The 15175-nt window shown below is 38.1% G+C and carries 9 protein-coding genes; 7 read left to right on the top strand and 2 right to left on the bottom strand.

Features of this window, described 5'->3' with window-relative positions; all coding sequences use genetic code 11:
* Nucleotides 1–28: 28 nt before the first annotated feature.
* Entirely contained in the window at nt 29–325 is a 297-nt protein-coding gene (locus B9Y84_RS00470) for a hypothetical protein (RefSeq protein WP_085515127.1), read from the top strand.
* Between the two features lie 78 nt (nt 326–403).
* Here the strand turns inward: B9Y84_RS00470 and asd are convergent, their stop codons facing one another.
* Nucleotides 404–1288 (bottom strand): archaetidylserine decarboxylase, encoded by an 885-nt coding sequence (asd, locus tag B9Y84_RS00475; RefSeq protein ID WP_085515128.1) that lies wholly within the window; start codon nt 1286–1288, stop codon nt 404–406.
* Nucleotides 1289–1610: 322 nt separating this feature from the next.
* Nucleotides 1611–2198 (bottom strand): hypothetical protein, encoded by a 588-nt coding sequence (locus tag B9Y84_RS00480; protein WP_085515129.1) that lies wholly within the window; start codon nt 2196–2198, stop codon nt 1611–1613.
* Nucleotides 2199–2812: 614 nt separating this feature from the next.
* Between B9Y84_RS00480 and B9Y84_RS00485 the strand changes: the two genes are divergently transcribed.
* The 6 genes from B9Y84_RS00485 to B9Y84_RS00510 all read left to right on the top strand — a co-directional run bounded on the left by B9Y84_RS00485 (nt 2813) and on the right by B9Y84_RS00510 (nt 15150).
* A complete protein-coding gene (locus tag B9Y84_RS00485) occupies nt 2813–4066 on the top strand; it encodes an efflux RND transporter periplasmic adaptor subunit (RefSeq protein ID WP_085515130.1) in 1254 nt (417 codons plus the stop codon).
* A gap of 544 nt (nt 4067–4610) precedes the next feature.
* Nucleotides 4611–5309 (top strand): ABC transporter ATP-binding protein, encoded by a 699-nt coding sequence (locus B9Y84_RS00490; RefSeq protein WP_085515131.1) that lies wholly within the window; start codon nt 4611–4613, stop codon nt 5307–5309.
* A gap of 45 nt (nt 5310–5354) precedes the next feature.
* The gene (locus tag B9Y84_RS00495; protein WP_085515132.1) at nt 5355–7736 is read left to right on the top strand and encodes an ABC transporter permease; all 2382 of its coding nucleotides are present in this window, start codon (nt 5355–5357) and stop codon (nt 7734–7736) included.
* Nucleotides 7737–7837: 101 nt separating this feature from the next.
* Entirely contained in the window at nt 7838–10192 is a 2355-nt protein-coding gene (locus B9Y84_RS00500; RefSeq protein ID WP_085515133.1) for an ABC transporter permease, read from the top strand.
* Between the two features lie 23 nt (nt 10193–10215).
* On the top strand, nt 10216–12669 hold the full coding sequence (locus B9Y84_RS00505) for an ABC transporter permease (protein WP_085515134.1): 2454 nt from the start codon (nt 10216–10218) through the stop codon (nt 12667–12669).
* 33 nt (nt 12670–12702) lie between these two features.
* Nucleotides 12703–15150 carry an ABC transporter permease gene (locus tag B9Y84_RS00510; protein ID WP_085515135.1) on the top strand — a complete coding sequence of 816 codons (2448 nt, stop codon included), beginning with the start codon at nt 12703–12705 and terminating at the stop codon, nt 15148–15150.
* Nucleotides 15151–15175: the final 25 nt, after the last annotated feature.

The following is a 15175-nucleotide window of genomic DNA, read 5'->3' on the forward strand; positions in this document are numbered from 1 at the left end:
TCTTAGTCAATCAGGAAATAAAAAGACTATGATTGTTCAAGGATCACAACTACCTCAATTCAGTGAGTTGATAGAGGCTTTAAAGACTCAATTTTCAGGCTACTCAGTTTATACTTTAGGGTCTAATTCACAAAAAAGTATAATCGTTCAAAAGTCTTCTTTAATCGGTGCTCAAATTACCGTTAGAGATCAGGAAATAAATGTCGATGCATGTTGCCCTAACTTATTTGTATCGGCAATTTTAGGCTTTATAAGTGCTATTTTTACTCCTTATGCTAAATTTGAAATGAAAATCACTGATTTCTTGAAAGAGAGGTATAGCTGAACGTTCGCGTTCCATTCATGCTATGCAATAAGGTCGCATTAACTCAAATATTGCTTAAAGGCAGCAGAACTATTATTTTCAAAGTGCGGTCCCTATTTTTTCTCCCATTTTCACGTAGGTCTCTAAATTGTTTTTAGTATTCTCAATTAAATCTTTGTCCAATTCAAATGACTTAGAATTGAATAACAAAACAACAGTGGAACCTCCAAAGGCAAAGTAGCCCATTTCTTCTCCTTTTTTGACCGATTTATCAGCTTCAAATGTTGAATTCAAACTACCTACCATAGTTGCTCCAACTGGAATAATCAAAATTTCGCCTCTTTCTGTTGTTTTTAATTTGCAGACCTCTTTTTTATTCTCCGTGAAAACTTCTGTGAATTTTTCTTTGACGCTAATAGGCGATACCGAATAATAAACGCCTTTTATTTCTTCTGTTTGTGTTGGAACTCCATCATATGGGAAATGATACCGATGGTAGTCATTGGGTGCTAGCCTCAAAATGACCATTGATGAATTCGCGTGTTCTTCAGCTAAGGTGTCATTTCGTAAAAATTCTTTTAAAGTGAATGTTTTGCCCTTCACGAAAAAAGTGGATAGCTCAGAAATATTTTCAAATGCTAAAAGTCTACCATCTCCGGGCGAGACCAATCCTTCTTCTATCGGTCTAGCTCCTGGCTTTAACTTTCTGTAAAAGAAATCATTGAAGGTTTCAAATTCGCCTATTTGTTTCTGTGCCTCTGACATATCGATCTTCAAAGACTTCACAAAGGGTTCAATTCTTTTTTTAGATCTGGGGCTGTCCATTCTTTTCCCATACAATTCTGAAATAAATTTTTGCTTGGCTATCGGCAAAATTAATCTTTCTCCAAGGAGATTATGATATAGAAAATTTAATAACTTTTCTCCTGGAGGTCTTTCTATTTCTACACTATTATTAGACCTATTTATGAATTTTATTTCCATTAAATCAGATTATTTTATTCTGGAGCCACTTTTTTTACTTAGGCAAAACATGCTTAACATGCCTTCAAATATATTGCTTTGTTATCTATTTCTAGCAATCTAATGGATAATTAAGTGTTTGGAAAACATTTGTAGTGGCATTCTTATGGTCTCTGATCCGGTAGTTGCTTGGTTCGATCTCAATCATAGTATTTCATTTCTTAAAATGTCTCCCCCTCGGCCTCGTTTGTAAAGTAATTTTAGGACAATTCACTTGAACCAAAAAGACCCGCTTTCGCGGGCCTAATTGTTAACCTAAACAAATCTTATTAAGAGTCTTTTCTTACAATTCGATATTCTTCACTACATCAGCAGCTTTAACTTCGAAATATAACGCTCCTTGAGCTTGTAAAATGTTGAATTTCTGAATGAAGCTTACCATGTCTGTTACTGTTGCTTCATAAATGATATTTTCAGACTCATCTCTCAAAGTGATGAAAACCGGATTGGCATCAGTTTGTAGAACCTTAAGTTCCACCTTGTTATTGTCAGTTCTGCTGGCAGTAGCTACTAAAGCATTAGATGTAGCAGTTATTTCTGTAGTTCCTATAGAAATTTTTTCTTCGTAAGTTGAGTTGCCTTCTTTAACAACAATAGTATACTGTGCACCATTTAATTGGCTCAAGTTGTAAGGTCTGCTAAACCCATCTTTATTCAGGATTTGCTCCTTGAATATCACGTTTCCTTTTTCATCTAAAATCTTTACCGTTACTTTTTCAGAGTTAGAAGGAATAAAAGTAAGGTTCGCCATTTTGTCTGTTTTGTTGGTGGTTACCTTAAATTTTGCAACAACTGTTTTATCATCCTTGTCATTTGCAATTATTGATAAACTTGAAAATAAAATACACGCAACTACTAATAATTTTTTCATCGTCTTTTTTTGTTTTTGTTTTTTGACTCTGCAAAGATGTGGTAGTTATTTTGAATTATAACTATCCATGATATGATGTAATTATTAAGGCAATGTAATTGTGGTGTAAGATTTATTCTCAATAGTTCTCAAATGATTGTTCTGTTTGAGTAAATATATGTATTCTTAACCATATATTATTTGGTTTATAGTCAAAAAATATATGAAAATAGGTTTTAGGATTTCAATGGAACAAATTCTCTTTGTATAGCCTTACTTGCTGTAGAAGAAAAGACCGGACATAACTTTTGCTTAATATTATTCACTTAAATAAATGAATATTACACTTTTTTAGACTAACTATTTTTAAGTTTTCTTCTGTGAGCTAAGAATATAGCTTCTTGTTCTCGCCATATTTTACATGGAGGTAGGCCAAAATGATCTAAACCTCATCCTTTCTCTCCCCAAATCTCCTTGGCTTATTCGCAAAAATCACCACGTCCGAAATCGGACGTTCGCGTGCTATTATGAACGCAGGCATATCCTGATTTTTGCCTTTAAATGCAATTAAAGCTACTTTTATGATACTTGGCACAGAGTTGGTAAAAGTGAATTTGCATTATTACAAAAATTAGATGGATAAGAAAATTGTACAAAAAAAGTGGACGACCAAAAGGTTACTAATGATTGGGGTGGGAGTGCTCGTGTTGAGCCTCATTGTGTACCAATTGCTTTTTGCTGATAACCGTTCCACGCTTAATGTAGATAAAGACCGATTGAGCATCGCTACTGTGCAAATGGGCGAGTTCAAGGATTTTATTCCGGTTACCGGCAATATTGAGCCGGGCCAAACTTTTTTCCTGGACGCCATAGAAGGAGGTATTATTGCGGATATTACCCGAGAATCGGGAGCCAAAGTGGAAAAGGGCGATACCATTTTGACTTTAACCAATTCTAATCTTCAGTTGGAAGTCATGCAGCGTGAAACCCAGCTCTATGAGCAAATCAATAATTTAAGACAAACCCGATTGCTTTTAGATCAAAATGATTTGAGCCAACAAGCGCAATTAGCGGAAATCGATTATCAATTGAAATTATTAAAGCCTCAGTATTCCCGATTTAATACCCTTTATGAAAGTAAGCTGATCTCGGAAAGAGAATTTGAGCAGGTGAAAGAGGAATACGAATACAATCGCAGAAGAAGAGAGTTGACCTACAAAAGCTATAAGAACGATTCCATCGCCCGAGTGTATCAATTACGCCAACTGGCTAATTCAGAGTCAAGAATGCAACGCAGCCTTGATGCTGTCGGGAATATCCTCAATAATTTGACCCTCAAAGCCACCAGAAACGGTCAGCTCTCCACTCCGCAATTGGAGGTAGGGCAGTCAGTAGTTTCAGGTCAGCGACTCGGCCAAATTGATGTCATGAACAATTATAAAGTAAGAGTAGGTATAGACGAATTGTATCTGCCTAGAGTAGATGTCGGCCAGAAAGGAAGTTTTACTTTTTCAGGGGCTGAGTATCAACTCATCATCGATAAGATTTATCCAACTATTAGCAATGGAAGATTTGAGGTAGATATGGTTTTTGCAGGGGAAAGTCCATCTGGTATCAAGAGAGGGCAGACCATCAGAATTAAGCTTGAATTGGGCGCTACTGAAGAGACATTGCTGCTGCCGGTAGGTGGATTTTACAAAGATACAGGCGGTAATTGGGCTTATGTGATTAGTGAGGGAGATGCTTCGGTTGCTTATAAGAAAGCGATCAGATTAGGCCGTAAAAATACCGATTACTATGAAGTGATGGAAGGCCTGGAAGCTGGTGAACGAGTGATTGTGTCAGGTTATGATAATTATGGGGATAATGAGAAGTTGGAGTTGAAGTAGCCCCATAGACCCCAAAAGCCCCCTAACCCGCCAGCTGGCGGGGAACTGGGTGGGTGCGAATGGAAAGGGAAGTGGGGAGTTAGAAGTTAGAAGTTGGATGAGGGATGATGGGTGGTAGCAATGAGGTCAGTACCGAAGGTCAGACCTGGCTGAAAATTGGCTGAGGGAAGTAGGGATTTGGAAGTTGGGTGAGTGATGAAATAGCCCCCTAGCCCCCAAAGGGGGGACTGGTGGGTGCGACTGGAGAAGGAAGTTGGGTGTAGGGTGATGGATGAAGGGTGATACCACATAGGTCAATACCGAAGGTCGGAGCGGTTACGGCTGGAAGTTGGAAGATGGAAGATGGATGAGGGGTGTTGGGTGAAGGGTGATGTGATTGATGAAATGAAATTAGGAAATAGATTATATAAATATTAGAAAGCCCCTTAATCCGCCAATTGGCGGGACATTGGATGACTAATAAAAGTAGATAAACATAAATTGGAATAGGACGGAAGTAGAACTTGCCAACCTGTCAACTTGATAATTTATAAAACGAAAAAATATGGATCATGTAATTAAAACGGTAGAGCTGAAAAAATTATACACCACAGAAGAAGTGGAAACTACGGCTTTGGATGGTATTAACATAGAAATAAAGAAGGGAGAATTTGTCGCCATCATGGGGCCTTCAGGATGTGGGAAATCTACTTTGCTGAATATTTTAGGCCTATTGGATAATCCTAGCGAAGGTGAGTATCACTTTGTGGATCACGAAGTTTCAGACTATTCCGAAAGGCAAAGAGCACAGCTAAGAAAAGGGTCAATAGGATTCGTATTTCAAAGCTTTAATTTGATTGACGAACTAACGGTTTTTGAAAATGTGGAACTGCCTTTACTATACATGAAAGTGCCAGCAGCAGAGCGAAAAACAAAAGTAGAGGAAGTGCTGGGCAGAATGAATATCATGCACCGAAGAAATCATTTTCCGCAGCAGCTTTCAGGAGGTCAGCAGCAAAGGGTGGCCATTTCCAGAGCCATCGTGGCCAAGCCGGATGTGATTTTGGCCGATGAACCAACGGGTAATTTGGATTCAGCCAATGGTGAAGAAGTGATGAAGCTCTTGGAGCAATTGAATAATGAAGGAACCACTATTGTGATGGTAACGCACTCTCCACACGATTCAAACTATGCGCACAGAGTAATCAATTTATTTGATGGAAAAGTGGTCACAGAAAATATCAGGGAGCAATTCCATGTGTAAAATATATTTTTAGAGTACTATTCCAATTGTAGATAAAGAACCGCTATGCTAAAAAACTATATCAAAATCGCTGTCAGGAACATTAAAAGGTATCCATTACGCCATTTTATCCATGTATTTGGATTGGCTATTGGGATTACATCCTGTTTTGTAGTCTTTAAATTAATAAATTTTGAGTATAGCTTTGATAGCTTTCATCAGGATGGCGATCAAATTTATAGGGTTAATACTATGGTGGATTATGGCCGTATGATTAGTATTAGTCCAGGAACACCTCAACCTTTAAATGAAGCCTTAAAGAATGAAATTCCTTCCATAGAAATTACTGCCCCCTTGTATGATGCCGGCAAGTTAACAGTTAGGTCTGGAGATGAATCTAAGAATCTTGGTGTAACTGATCATGTGAGCTATGTAGATAATGGTTATTTCGAACTATTCAATTATAAGTGGCTGGCAGGAGAAGCTTCTTACGCTTTAGATGAACCAAATACAGTGGTATTAACGCTTAAATCTGCTAAAAAATACTTTGGAAACCAGTCACTGAATCAAATTATTGGAAATGAATTATTATACGGAGATACCATTCGGGCGATTGTAAAAGGAGTAGTGGCCAACCATACCAAAACATCTGATTTTGTGTTTACCGATTTCATATCTTACTCCACTGTTTTCAATAAGCAGGGAGAAGATAATTGGTCTTCATTAAGCACTTTGAGCCAAATGTTTGTTAAGCTTTTACCCCAACAGAAGGAAGCCACACTTGACGGGTTGGCTGCCGTTCATAAAAAATATGTGAGTCCGGAGAATGATTGGATGACTGGTTTTGATCTGGAGCCCTTACAAGAAGTCCACTTTTCGAGCACCTTCAACGGTCATGTAGGGAATAAGAAGACTTTAAATGGACTCATGATCATAGGATTTCTGATCCTGATCATAGCATGTGTAAATTTTATCAATTTGGAAACCGCTCAGGCTCAATTGAAATCAAAGGAAGTAGGTATCAGAAAGTCGCTAGGTAGCTCAAGAAAACAATTGATTGGGCAGTTTCTATTAGCGACTTATTTAATCATTTTGTTCGCCATTATTAGTGCTATTCTATTGAGCCATGTGGTCGTTATTTATTTCGAAAATTTATTGCCAAGCGGATTTCATTTAAATTTTTTCGCTTGGGAGAATATCGCTTTCGTTTTGACAGTTTCACTCTTTGTTTTATTTGTTTGTGGAATTTATCCTGCCTTTGTGATTTCGAAATATTCGCCCGTAAAAGCTCTAAAAAGCAAAATTGGTAAACGTAAAAAATTTGATATAAACTATTTCCTTCGAAAAAACCTCATTGTTGTTCAATTTGGTTTTTCAATAGTTTTCATCATTGTGGTGCTAGCTATTAAATCGCAAATGAATTTTCTGTTGAACAAGGATTTAGGTTATGAGAAAGAGGCGATAGTCTATATTGATACACCACGCAATGGCAGCTTTGCTAAAAACAGCACCTTAAAAAATGAATTACTTATAGTCCCCGGAGTAGATGCTGTTAGTTTAAGTTTTGATGAGCTCATGTCCGGGTCGCTCTTTACTGCCACAGTAGGACATGAAACAAGTGGTGAGTTGGAAGAGGTAGAATTACAAATGAAAATGTCGGACACTTCCTATTTGCGATTACATGAAGTACCACTTTTAGCTGGAAGGTATTTTCGAAATAGTAAAAATGAAATTATCCTTAATAATGCTGCCTTAAAAAAAATAGGGTTTGGTAGTCCTGCAGAAGCCATTGGTAAGCCACTTAATTATAGAGGTTCCGAATTAATTGTGGTAGGAATAATTGATGATATCCATACCAGATCTATGTATGAAGCAGTGAAACCTACTATGTTTACTTTCAGCGAAACAAGTTTCAATGTCAATATTAAATTGGCATCTGAAGTAAATATTCCTGCCACTTTAGATGATCTCCAAAAAAGCTATAAAAAAATCTACCCTAACGAAGCACAAAGCTTTCAATTTCTAGATGAAACTGTTGCTAATTTTTACAAAAATGAATTTAGGCTAAGGAAAATACTCTTCTTCGCTACCGCACTTGCTATTTTCTTAAGCGCATTGGGCTTGTTTGGTTTGGTTTCTTTTACTATTTCACAAAGGTTAAAAGAAATAAGTATCCGTAAAATTTTGGGTGCATCCATTGCTGATATTTTACTATTGGTTTCTAAAGAGTATGCCTTACTAATGGTCGTTTCATTCTTATTAGCTATTTATCCTGCATGGTATTTCCTTAACGACTGGTTGAGCAATTTCTACTACAGAATTTCCATGCCAATAGGTATTTATTTGTTATCTGGTACAATAGCATTGTTTTTATGTCTTTGCATTGTCATTCTTCATTCATTTAATGCAGCTAACAGAAATCCTGCAGAAGTACTGAAAGATGAGTAATCAATGAGGATATTTAGAACTGTTTTAAAATACAAAAAAATAGAAGTAAAAGATTTCTAGCTCCGCTATTTAAAAAAATTGAAAAAGTAAACTGGACCAAAATGCTCAAGAACTACATAAAAATCGCTCTTAGAAACCTTACTAGAAACAAAGGATTTACCCTCCTCAATATTACCGGTTTGGTTGTCGGCATGGCGGGTGCAATGCTTATCGGATTATGGATTATGCGCGAAGTCAGTGTGGATCGATTTCATGAGAAGGGTGAGCAAATTTATCAGGCTTGGAATAGGGATAAAGTGGACGGAGAAATCTGGTGCTGGACGACCACGCCCAAACCTTTAGGTCCTGTTCTAAAACAGGACTATCCTGAAATTAATAACATGGCACGCTACAGTAATGCGGGGAACTTAATCTACAAAAAAGAGGAGACTAATTTAAAAGGGAATTCTGCTTTTGTTGATTCTACCTTTTTGCAGATGTTTAGTTTCCCTCTTATTTCTGGAGATCTCAGAAGCGCTTTAGATGAGCCCATGTCAGTAGTGATTACCGAAGAGCTGGCATTGAAGCTTTTTGGTAAAGAAGATGCTGTTAACCAAATGGTGAAAGTGGAAAACAGAATGGAGTTAAAAGTGACAGGGGTTTTAAAAAGCTTACCTGATAATACAGATTTTGATTTTGAAGCGCTTATACCCTGGTCATTAATGGTGCAGATAGGCTATTCCGATAATAGTTGGAGCAATAATTCTGTTGCCACTTATGTAGAGTTGGAGAAAGGGGTCAATGTTTCTCAGCTCAATGAAAAAGTAAAAGGTGTCACTATGGCTCATCGTAGCGGAAGCAGCACAGAGGTTTTCCTGTATCCTTTGGAGGAATTGTATTTAAGAAGTGATTTTGTCAATGGAGTTCCTGTAGGTGGAAAAATTGATTTGGTTTATTTTTTCGGGATGATCGCTATTTTGATCATCGCAATTGCATGTATCAATTTCATGAACCTAAGCACTGCCCGAAGTGAAAAAAGAGCCAAGGAAGTCGGCATAAGGAAGCTTTCAGGAGCACACAAGGGAATGCTGGTAAGCCAATTTCTGATCGAGTCTTTTTTGCTCACAGCTTTCAGTGCCGTGCTCGCTTTTATACTAGTGCAGTTGCTTTTACCTTCTTTTAATACGCTTACAGGAGTACAATTCAGCATGCCTTTTACCAATGTTGTTTTCTGGTCAGGCATTGTCGGTTTCGTGTTGATAACCGCTCTGCTTGCAGGCAGCTATCCGGCATTCTTCCTTTCTTCCTTTCAACCCGTAAAAGTTTTAAAAGGGAGTTTTAAAAAGTCAGGATCACAGTTTTCTCCCCGTAAAATATTGGTGGTAAGTCAGTTTACTTTTGCTATTGTTTTGATTGCTTCCACATTTATCATCAAGCAACAGATTGAATATGCACAGAACAGATCAAAAGGCTATGATCAATCTCAGCTAGTGTATCATAATATGAATGAAGAGATTGAGAAGGGGTTTGGTTCTTTTAGGGAGGAGGCCATCAAACTTAAGTTGGTCGAAGGGATGACGAAATCTATGTCGCCCATTACTCACAGCACTACCAATAGTTGGGGCATGGAGTGGGAAGGCAAGAATGAGGAGAATAAACAGCTGATTCATCGCTTTGGCTCGGATATAAGACCCGTTGAAATTTTCGGTCTTACTTTGGTAGAAGGGCGTGATATTGATGTTACGAAATATGCTACTGACTCCACGGCCATCCTATTAAATGAGGAAGCAGTAAAAGTGATGGGGTTTGAAGAACCCATCGGTCAAATTATATCCGATGGACCAAAATACCATGTAGTGGGTGTGGTGAAGGATTTTGTGATAGGTTCACCTTTTGCAAAGACGATTCCTTTGGTGATAGAAAGCTCTGCAAGCTGGTTTAATACATTTCATATAAAGCTTAATTCCGAATTGAATACTAAAGAAAACTTAGCCTCCATTCAGCAGCTTTTTAGTCGACATTATCCAAACATTCCATTCGAATTTGAATTTGTAGACGAGGCTTTTGCTAAAAATTATCAAGAACAAGAGCGCTTCGCTGACTTGATTACTTTATTCAGCGGCTTAGCGATCATCATCTCATGCTTAGGTTTGTTTGGTTTATCAGCCTATGCAGCCGAGCAAAGACGCAAGGAAATTGGCGTGAGAAAAGTGCTAGGAGCTTCAGTATCACGTATTTTGGTTTTGCTCTCAAGCGATTTTGTGAAATTAGTATTAATTGCGATTGTTATTGCTATCCCGGTTTCTTGGTACCTCATGAGTGCCTGGCTCATGAACTTTGATTATCGCACTGCTATATCAGCTGATACTTTTATAATAACAGCGATTATCGCACTGGTCATTGCTATTGTAACAGTGATTGGCCAGGCGTACAGAACAGCCAACCTGAATCCAGTTAATTCTTTAAAAGATGAATAAGCTCATTGTAAACACAGAAGATCATGCTTAAAAACTATATAAAAATCGCTTTCCGTAACTTAATCAAACATAAGTTATATACAGGAATTAATGTCATTGGGCTCTCGCTGGGTTTAGGTATCAGTATTTTGTTATTTATTTTTATCCAAGATGAGTTCTCCTTTGATAAATTTCATGAAAGGGGAGACCAGATTGCACGTGTGTTGTGGGAGGAAGAAGTTCAGCCAGGAGAAGTTTCTCTATCGGCCTCTGCACCCATGGCGGCTCCCAATGCAATAAAGTCTAGTTTTGAAGAAGTAGTAGGGACCTCTCATGTTATTTCCACTAGTAATTTAACTAAAACTGAGGGAGAAAATGCATTGCTGCAACAAACCACTATTGTAGGGCCTGATTTCTTAAAGATGTTTTCTTTTCCTGTGTTAAAGGGTAGTGAAAACCCTTTGGAAGACAAGTATTCTGTTGCAATCACTGAAAGTACGGCAAAGAAATTTTTTGGCCGGGAGAACCCTCTTGGGAGATCTCTACTGATTCAATTAGGAAAGACCTATGAAGCTTACGAAGTCAAAGCTGTTTTAGCAGACCCGCCCGTGAATTCCAGCATCAATTTCGGATTATTGATTTCCGATCAAAATTTGAGTACCTACATTGGCCAACAAGGGCTGGAGAGCTGGTTTAATAACTATGGTGAGAGCTATGTATGGCTAAAGGAAGGCTATAGTCTAAAATCACTAGAGGAAAAGTTTCCTAACATGATCATTAGTGGGATTGGTCAAGAGCAGTATGATGAAGCAACTTATGCCCTCTATTTGCAACCAATTAAAGAAGCGCATTTAAATCCGGATATCAGTGGTGGTAGCATGGCCGTCACAGATCCTCAATTGCTGTGGATTCTATTTAGTGTAGCCCTTATGATCATGTTGATTGCCTGTATCAATTTTACCACTTTGGCCATAGGCCGGTCAGCAACACGCGCCAAGGAAGTTGGGGTTAGAAAGACCATGGGAGCTGCTTATAAACAGCTTTTCGGTCAATTCATGACGGAATCTTTGATTCTGACCATTGTTTCAACCCTACTAGGTACCTTGATCGCTCAGTTACTATTACCAGTTTTTAATGATTTATTTGAGAAGTCATTGGTCATCAGTTATTCTCTAACCCAAGTCTCGATTATCCTGGGATTGATGCTTCTAATCACCATTGTGGCAGGATCCTATCCGGCTCTATTCTTGTCTAACTTAAAGCCTATACAAGTGCTGAAAGGCAGAATGAGTGTCAATTTTGGAAAGCATAATTTGCGAAAGACTTTAGTAGGTGTTCAATTCTTTATTTCCCTTTTCTTAGTGGCTTGTACCTTAATTATGTATCAGCAAATGAAGAAAATCAATACCTATGATTTAGGTTTTTCATCTGACAATATACTCGAAGTAAAAGTACCGCTAGTTTCTTCAGGTGGAGGTTTTGGTTCTGGGATCAAGATGTCATTTGAGAAAGCCAATCGGTATAAGCAAGCCATCAAAAAACGAGAAGGTATTGCTAATGCAGGTATAGCCATGAGTACTTATGGGAATAATAGTTGGTGGAATGCCGGTTTTCCACAAGATGACGGTACTACCTTTTACTATCGATTCAACATTATTGACACAGACTATGCAAATGTATTAGGGTACGAATTTAAGGAAGGGAGAAATCTTTCTACAGAATTTCCTTCTGATAGTACTGCATTTATTATCAATGAAACCTTCGCAAGGGCAGCAAAGATGGAAAGCCCTTTGCAAGCACAAGTAGGCAGCCCGGGCAGTTATGATGATCACCGAATTGTAGGGGTTGTAAAGGATTTTCACCATGCCGCATTATACTCCGAAATTGAACCAGTGATGATGGCCATGAGCCCGGATGTGGGTCTTTCAGGTATAAATACATTAAACATACCGGGAGGAATGAGTCCTACGGTATTTGTGAAAGCTGGCAGCAATGATTATGAGGAAGTGCTTTCGAGCCTAAAAGACGAATGGGTGAATTTATTTCCTGATGAGCCATTTGATTATAAATTTTTCGATGAGTCTATTCAACAACAATATGAAGCCGATCAACGATTAGGGAAAATGATTGCCATGGCCGCTATTATCGCCATTATCATAGCATCTATGGGCTTATTTGCTTTAGCTTCACTAGCTATCACGGGTCGCTTAAAGGAGATTGGGATTCGAAAAGTGATGGGTGCCAGTCCAGCTAATATCTCTCTGATGTTTAATAAGGAATTCTTGAAAATCACCACAATAGGTATTGTTTTGGCCTTGCCTGTCAGTTATTGGCTTATGAGCAAATGGTTGGATCAGTTTGAAGTGAAAGCGGTTCCCGGCCTGGGTGTATTGATTACGACTGTCCTTCTAGGATTGATATTCACCATCACCATAGTCTCCTTTCAAACGATTAAAGCGAGCTATATGAACCCTGTGAAAAGTTTGAAGGAGGAATAATCAATTTTCTACACACTCTTAAAGAAAAAGAAAATGTTCAAAAACTATCTAAAAATCGCCTGGAGAAACCTTATTAAAAATAAGCTTTATTCCATTATCAATATTACGGGTTTATCAGTAGGTGTAGCCTGTAGTATGCTGATTTTCTTGTATGTTTCAAATGAGCTTTCTTACGATGAATTTCATGAAAATCGCATTTTTAGGGCGACTAGAGACTTAAAGATTGGGGACAATGAAGCCAGTTTTCCCTTTACACCGGCTCCTTTAGCTTCGGTTTTAAATAATGAAATACCCGAGGTGAATCAGGCGATAAGAATTAGAACTTCAGGGTCTTATTTAGTGAAGCGCGCAGATTCTGATGAGTCTTTCAAAGAAGAAGGACTGATGTTCGTTGATTCGGGATTTTTTAAGGTGTTTAGCTTTCCTCTTTTAGAAGGAAAACCAGAAAGCCAGTTTAACGGTCCAAATACTATAGCGATAAGTAAGCGGATGGCAAATAAGTACTTCCCTAACCAAAGTGCCATAAATAAATCTTTGATTTTAGATGGAGAAGATAGGTATATGATCACAGGTGTTTTTGAGGACTTTCCATCAAATTCTCATTTTCAGGCTGACTTTTTGATGTCAATGGCCAACCTCAGCAGAGCTCAAAACACATCCTTTACCAGTAATAATTTTTACACCTATTTTACTGTGGATGATAATGTGGATCCAAAGGCACTGCAAACTAAAATTAATGAGGCGGTAAATGTCTATTTAGAACCGGAAATCATGAGGTTTATGGGGAAAAGCTTGCAGGAGCTTGAGGCCCTTGGAAATTATTATGTGGTTGAAGTTACAGCACTCAAGGACGTCTATTTGAATTCCGATTTTACAATAGATATCGGGTTGATGGGGAATAAGGACTACATCTATCTATTTGCTGCTATTGCTATTTTCATTATCATTTTGGCCTGCATTAATTTCATGAACTTATCCACTGCTCGTTCATCTAATCGCTCCAAGGAAATAGGAGTAAGAAAGGCCTTAGGCTCGAGAAAATTAAATTTGATTAGGCAGTTTCTAGTGGAATCTATCATGGTGAGTTTTATATCCTTCTTAGTGGGTATATTGTTAGTGATCTTGGTTTTGCCAGTTTTCAATAATATTACTGGTAAGACTTTAGTAATGCCTGATGTCAATTTGCTATTTATTGGGGGCTTGTTTGTGCTGGCCTTGTTTGTAGGGCTCTTAGCCGGGCTTTACCCAGCATTTTATTTGAGTTCCTTTAAACCAGTTGAAACGCTAAAAGGAAAGGTATCATTAGGGTCTGGTAATGCTTTTATTAGAAGTGGCTTAGTGGTCTTTCAATTTTTCATAAGTATTCTACTGATTATTGGGACTATAGCGATCTACCAACAAATCAACTTTATTCAAAATAAGGAATTAGGCTTTAAAAAGGAGCGTGTATTGCTGGTAAATGATGCTTATATGCTAAATGAGCAAAGGCAAGCATTTAAAAAAGAAGTGCAGAAGCTCCCTAATGTAGCAGCAGCATCTTATAGTGGCTTTTTACCCGTTAGCGGGTATAATCGAAGTGATAATACCTTTTGGCGTGAAGGGCAGCCACCTACTCAAGATAATGTCGTAGGTACTCAAATTTGGTCAGTTGATCATAATTATTTGGAGACCTACCAAATGGATTTAATATGGGGACGCGATTTCAAGCCCGACCTTGCATCCGATTCTTCTGCTGTAATTATTAATGAAGCAGCTTTTCGAGCTTTTGGCTTTACGGATATGGAGGCAATTAATCACATACAGACCAATGCATTTGATGAGGAGACAGGACAGTTTTCTAACGAAAAATTTGATACCTATAGAGTGTTAGGAGTAGTAAAGGATTTTCATTACGAGTCACTGAAAAATGATATTGGCCCACTGGCCTTCCAATTAAATGATAACAGTAGTGTATTAGCTGTTCAATTGAAAACGAATGATATTCAATCTTCATTAAAAGGCATTGAAGGAGTATGGAACCAGTTTGGGTCCAACTTACCCTTTAGTTATAATTTCTTAGATGCGGAATTTAATGATATGTATAATTCAGAGATTCGGCTTAGTAAAATTTTCACTGTATTCGCGGGTCTGGCCATTATGATCGGTTGCTTGGGGTTATTCGCTTTGGCCTCCTTTATGGCAGAGCAGCGTACTAAAGAAATAGGGATCAGAAAAGTGTTAGGAGCAAGTATCAATGGAATAGTTTTTATGCTGTCCAAGCAATTTTCAAAGCTGGTGGTGATCGCCTTCCTGATTGCGGTGCCATTGGCATGGTGGGGCATTTCAAGCTGGCTGGAAAGTTATACCTACAGAATCTCAATTGGATGGGAATTGTTTGCGCTATCCGGAATAGCGGCTTTTGTTATTGCCTGGATCACGGTTGCTTATCATTCCACTAAAGTGGCATTGAGCAATCCTGCCAAAGTGTTAAAAAGCGAGTAGTATTAAAATACACATTTAGAAATGA

Origin of the sequence: Marivirga sericea (assembly GCF_900177665.1) — a bacterium.
In the GTDB taxonomy this organism is placed as follows: domain Bacteria; phylum Bacteroidota; class Bacteroidia; order Cytophagales; family Cyclobacteriaceae; genus Marivirga; species Marivirga sericea.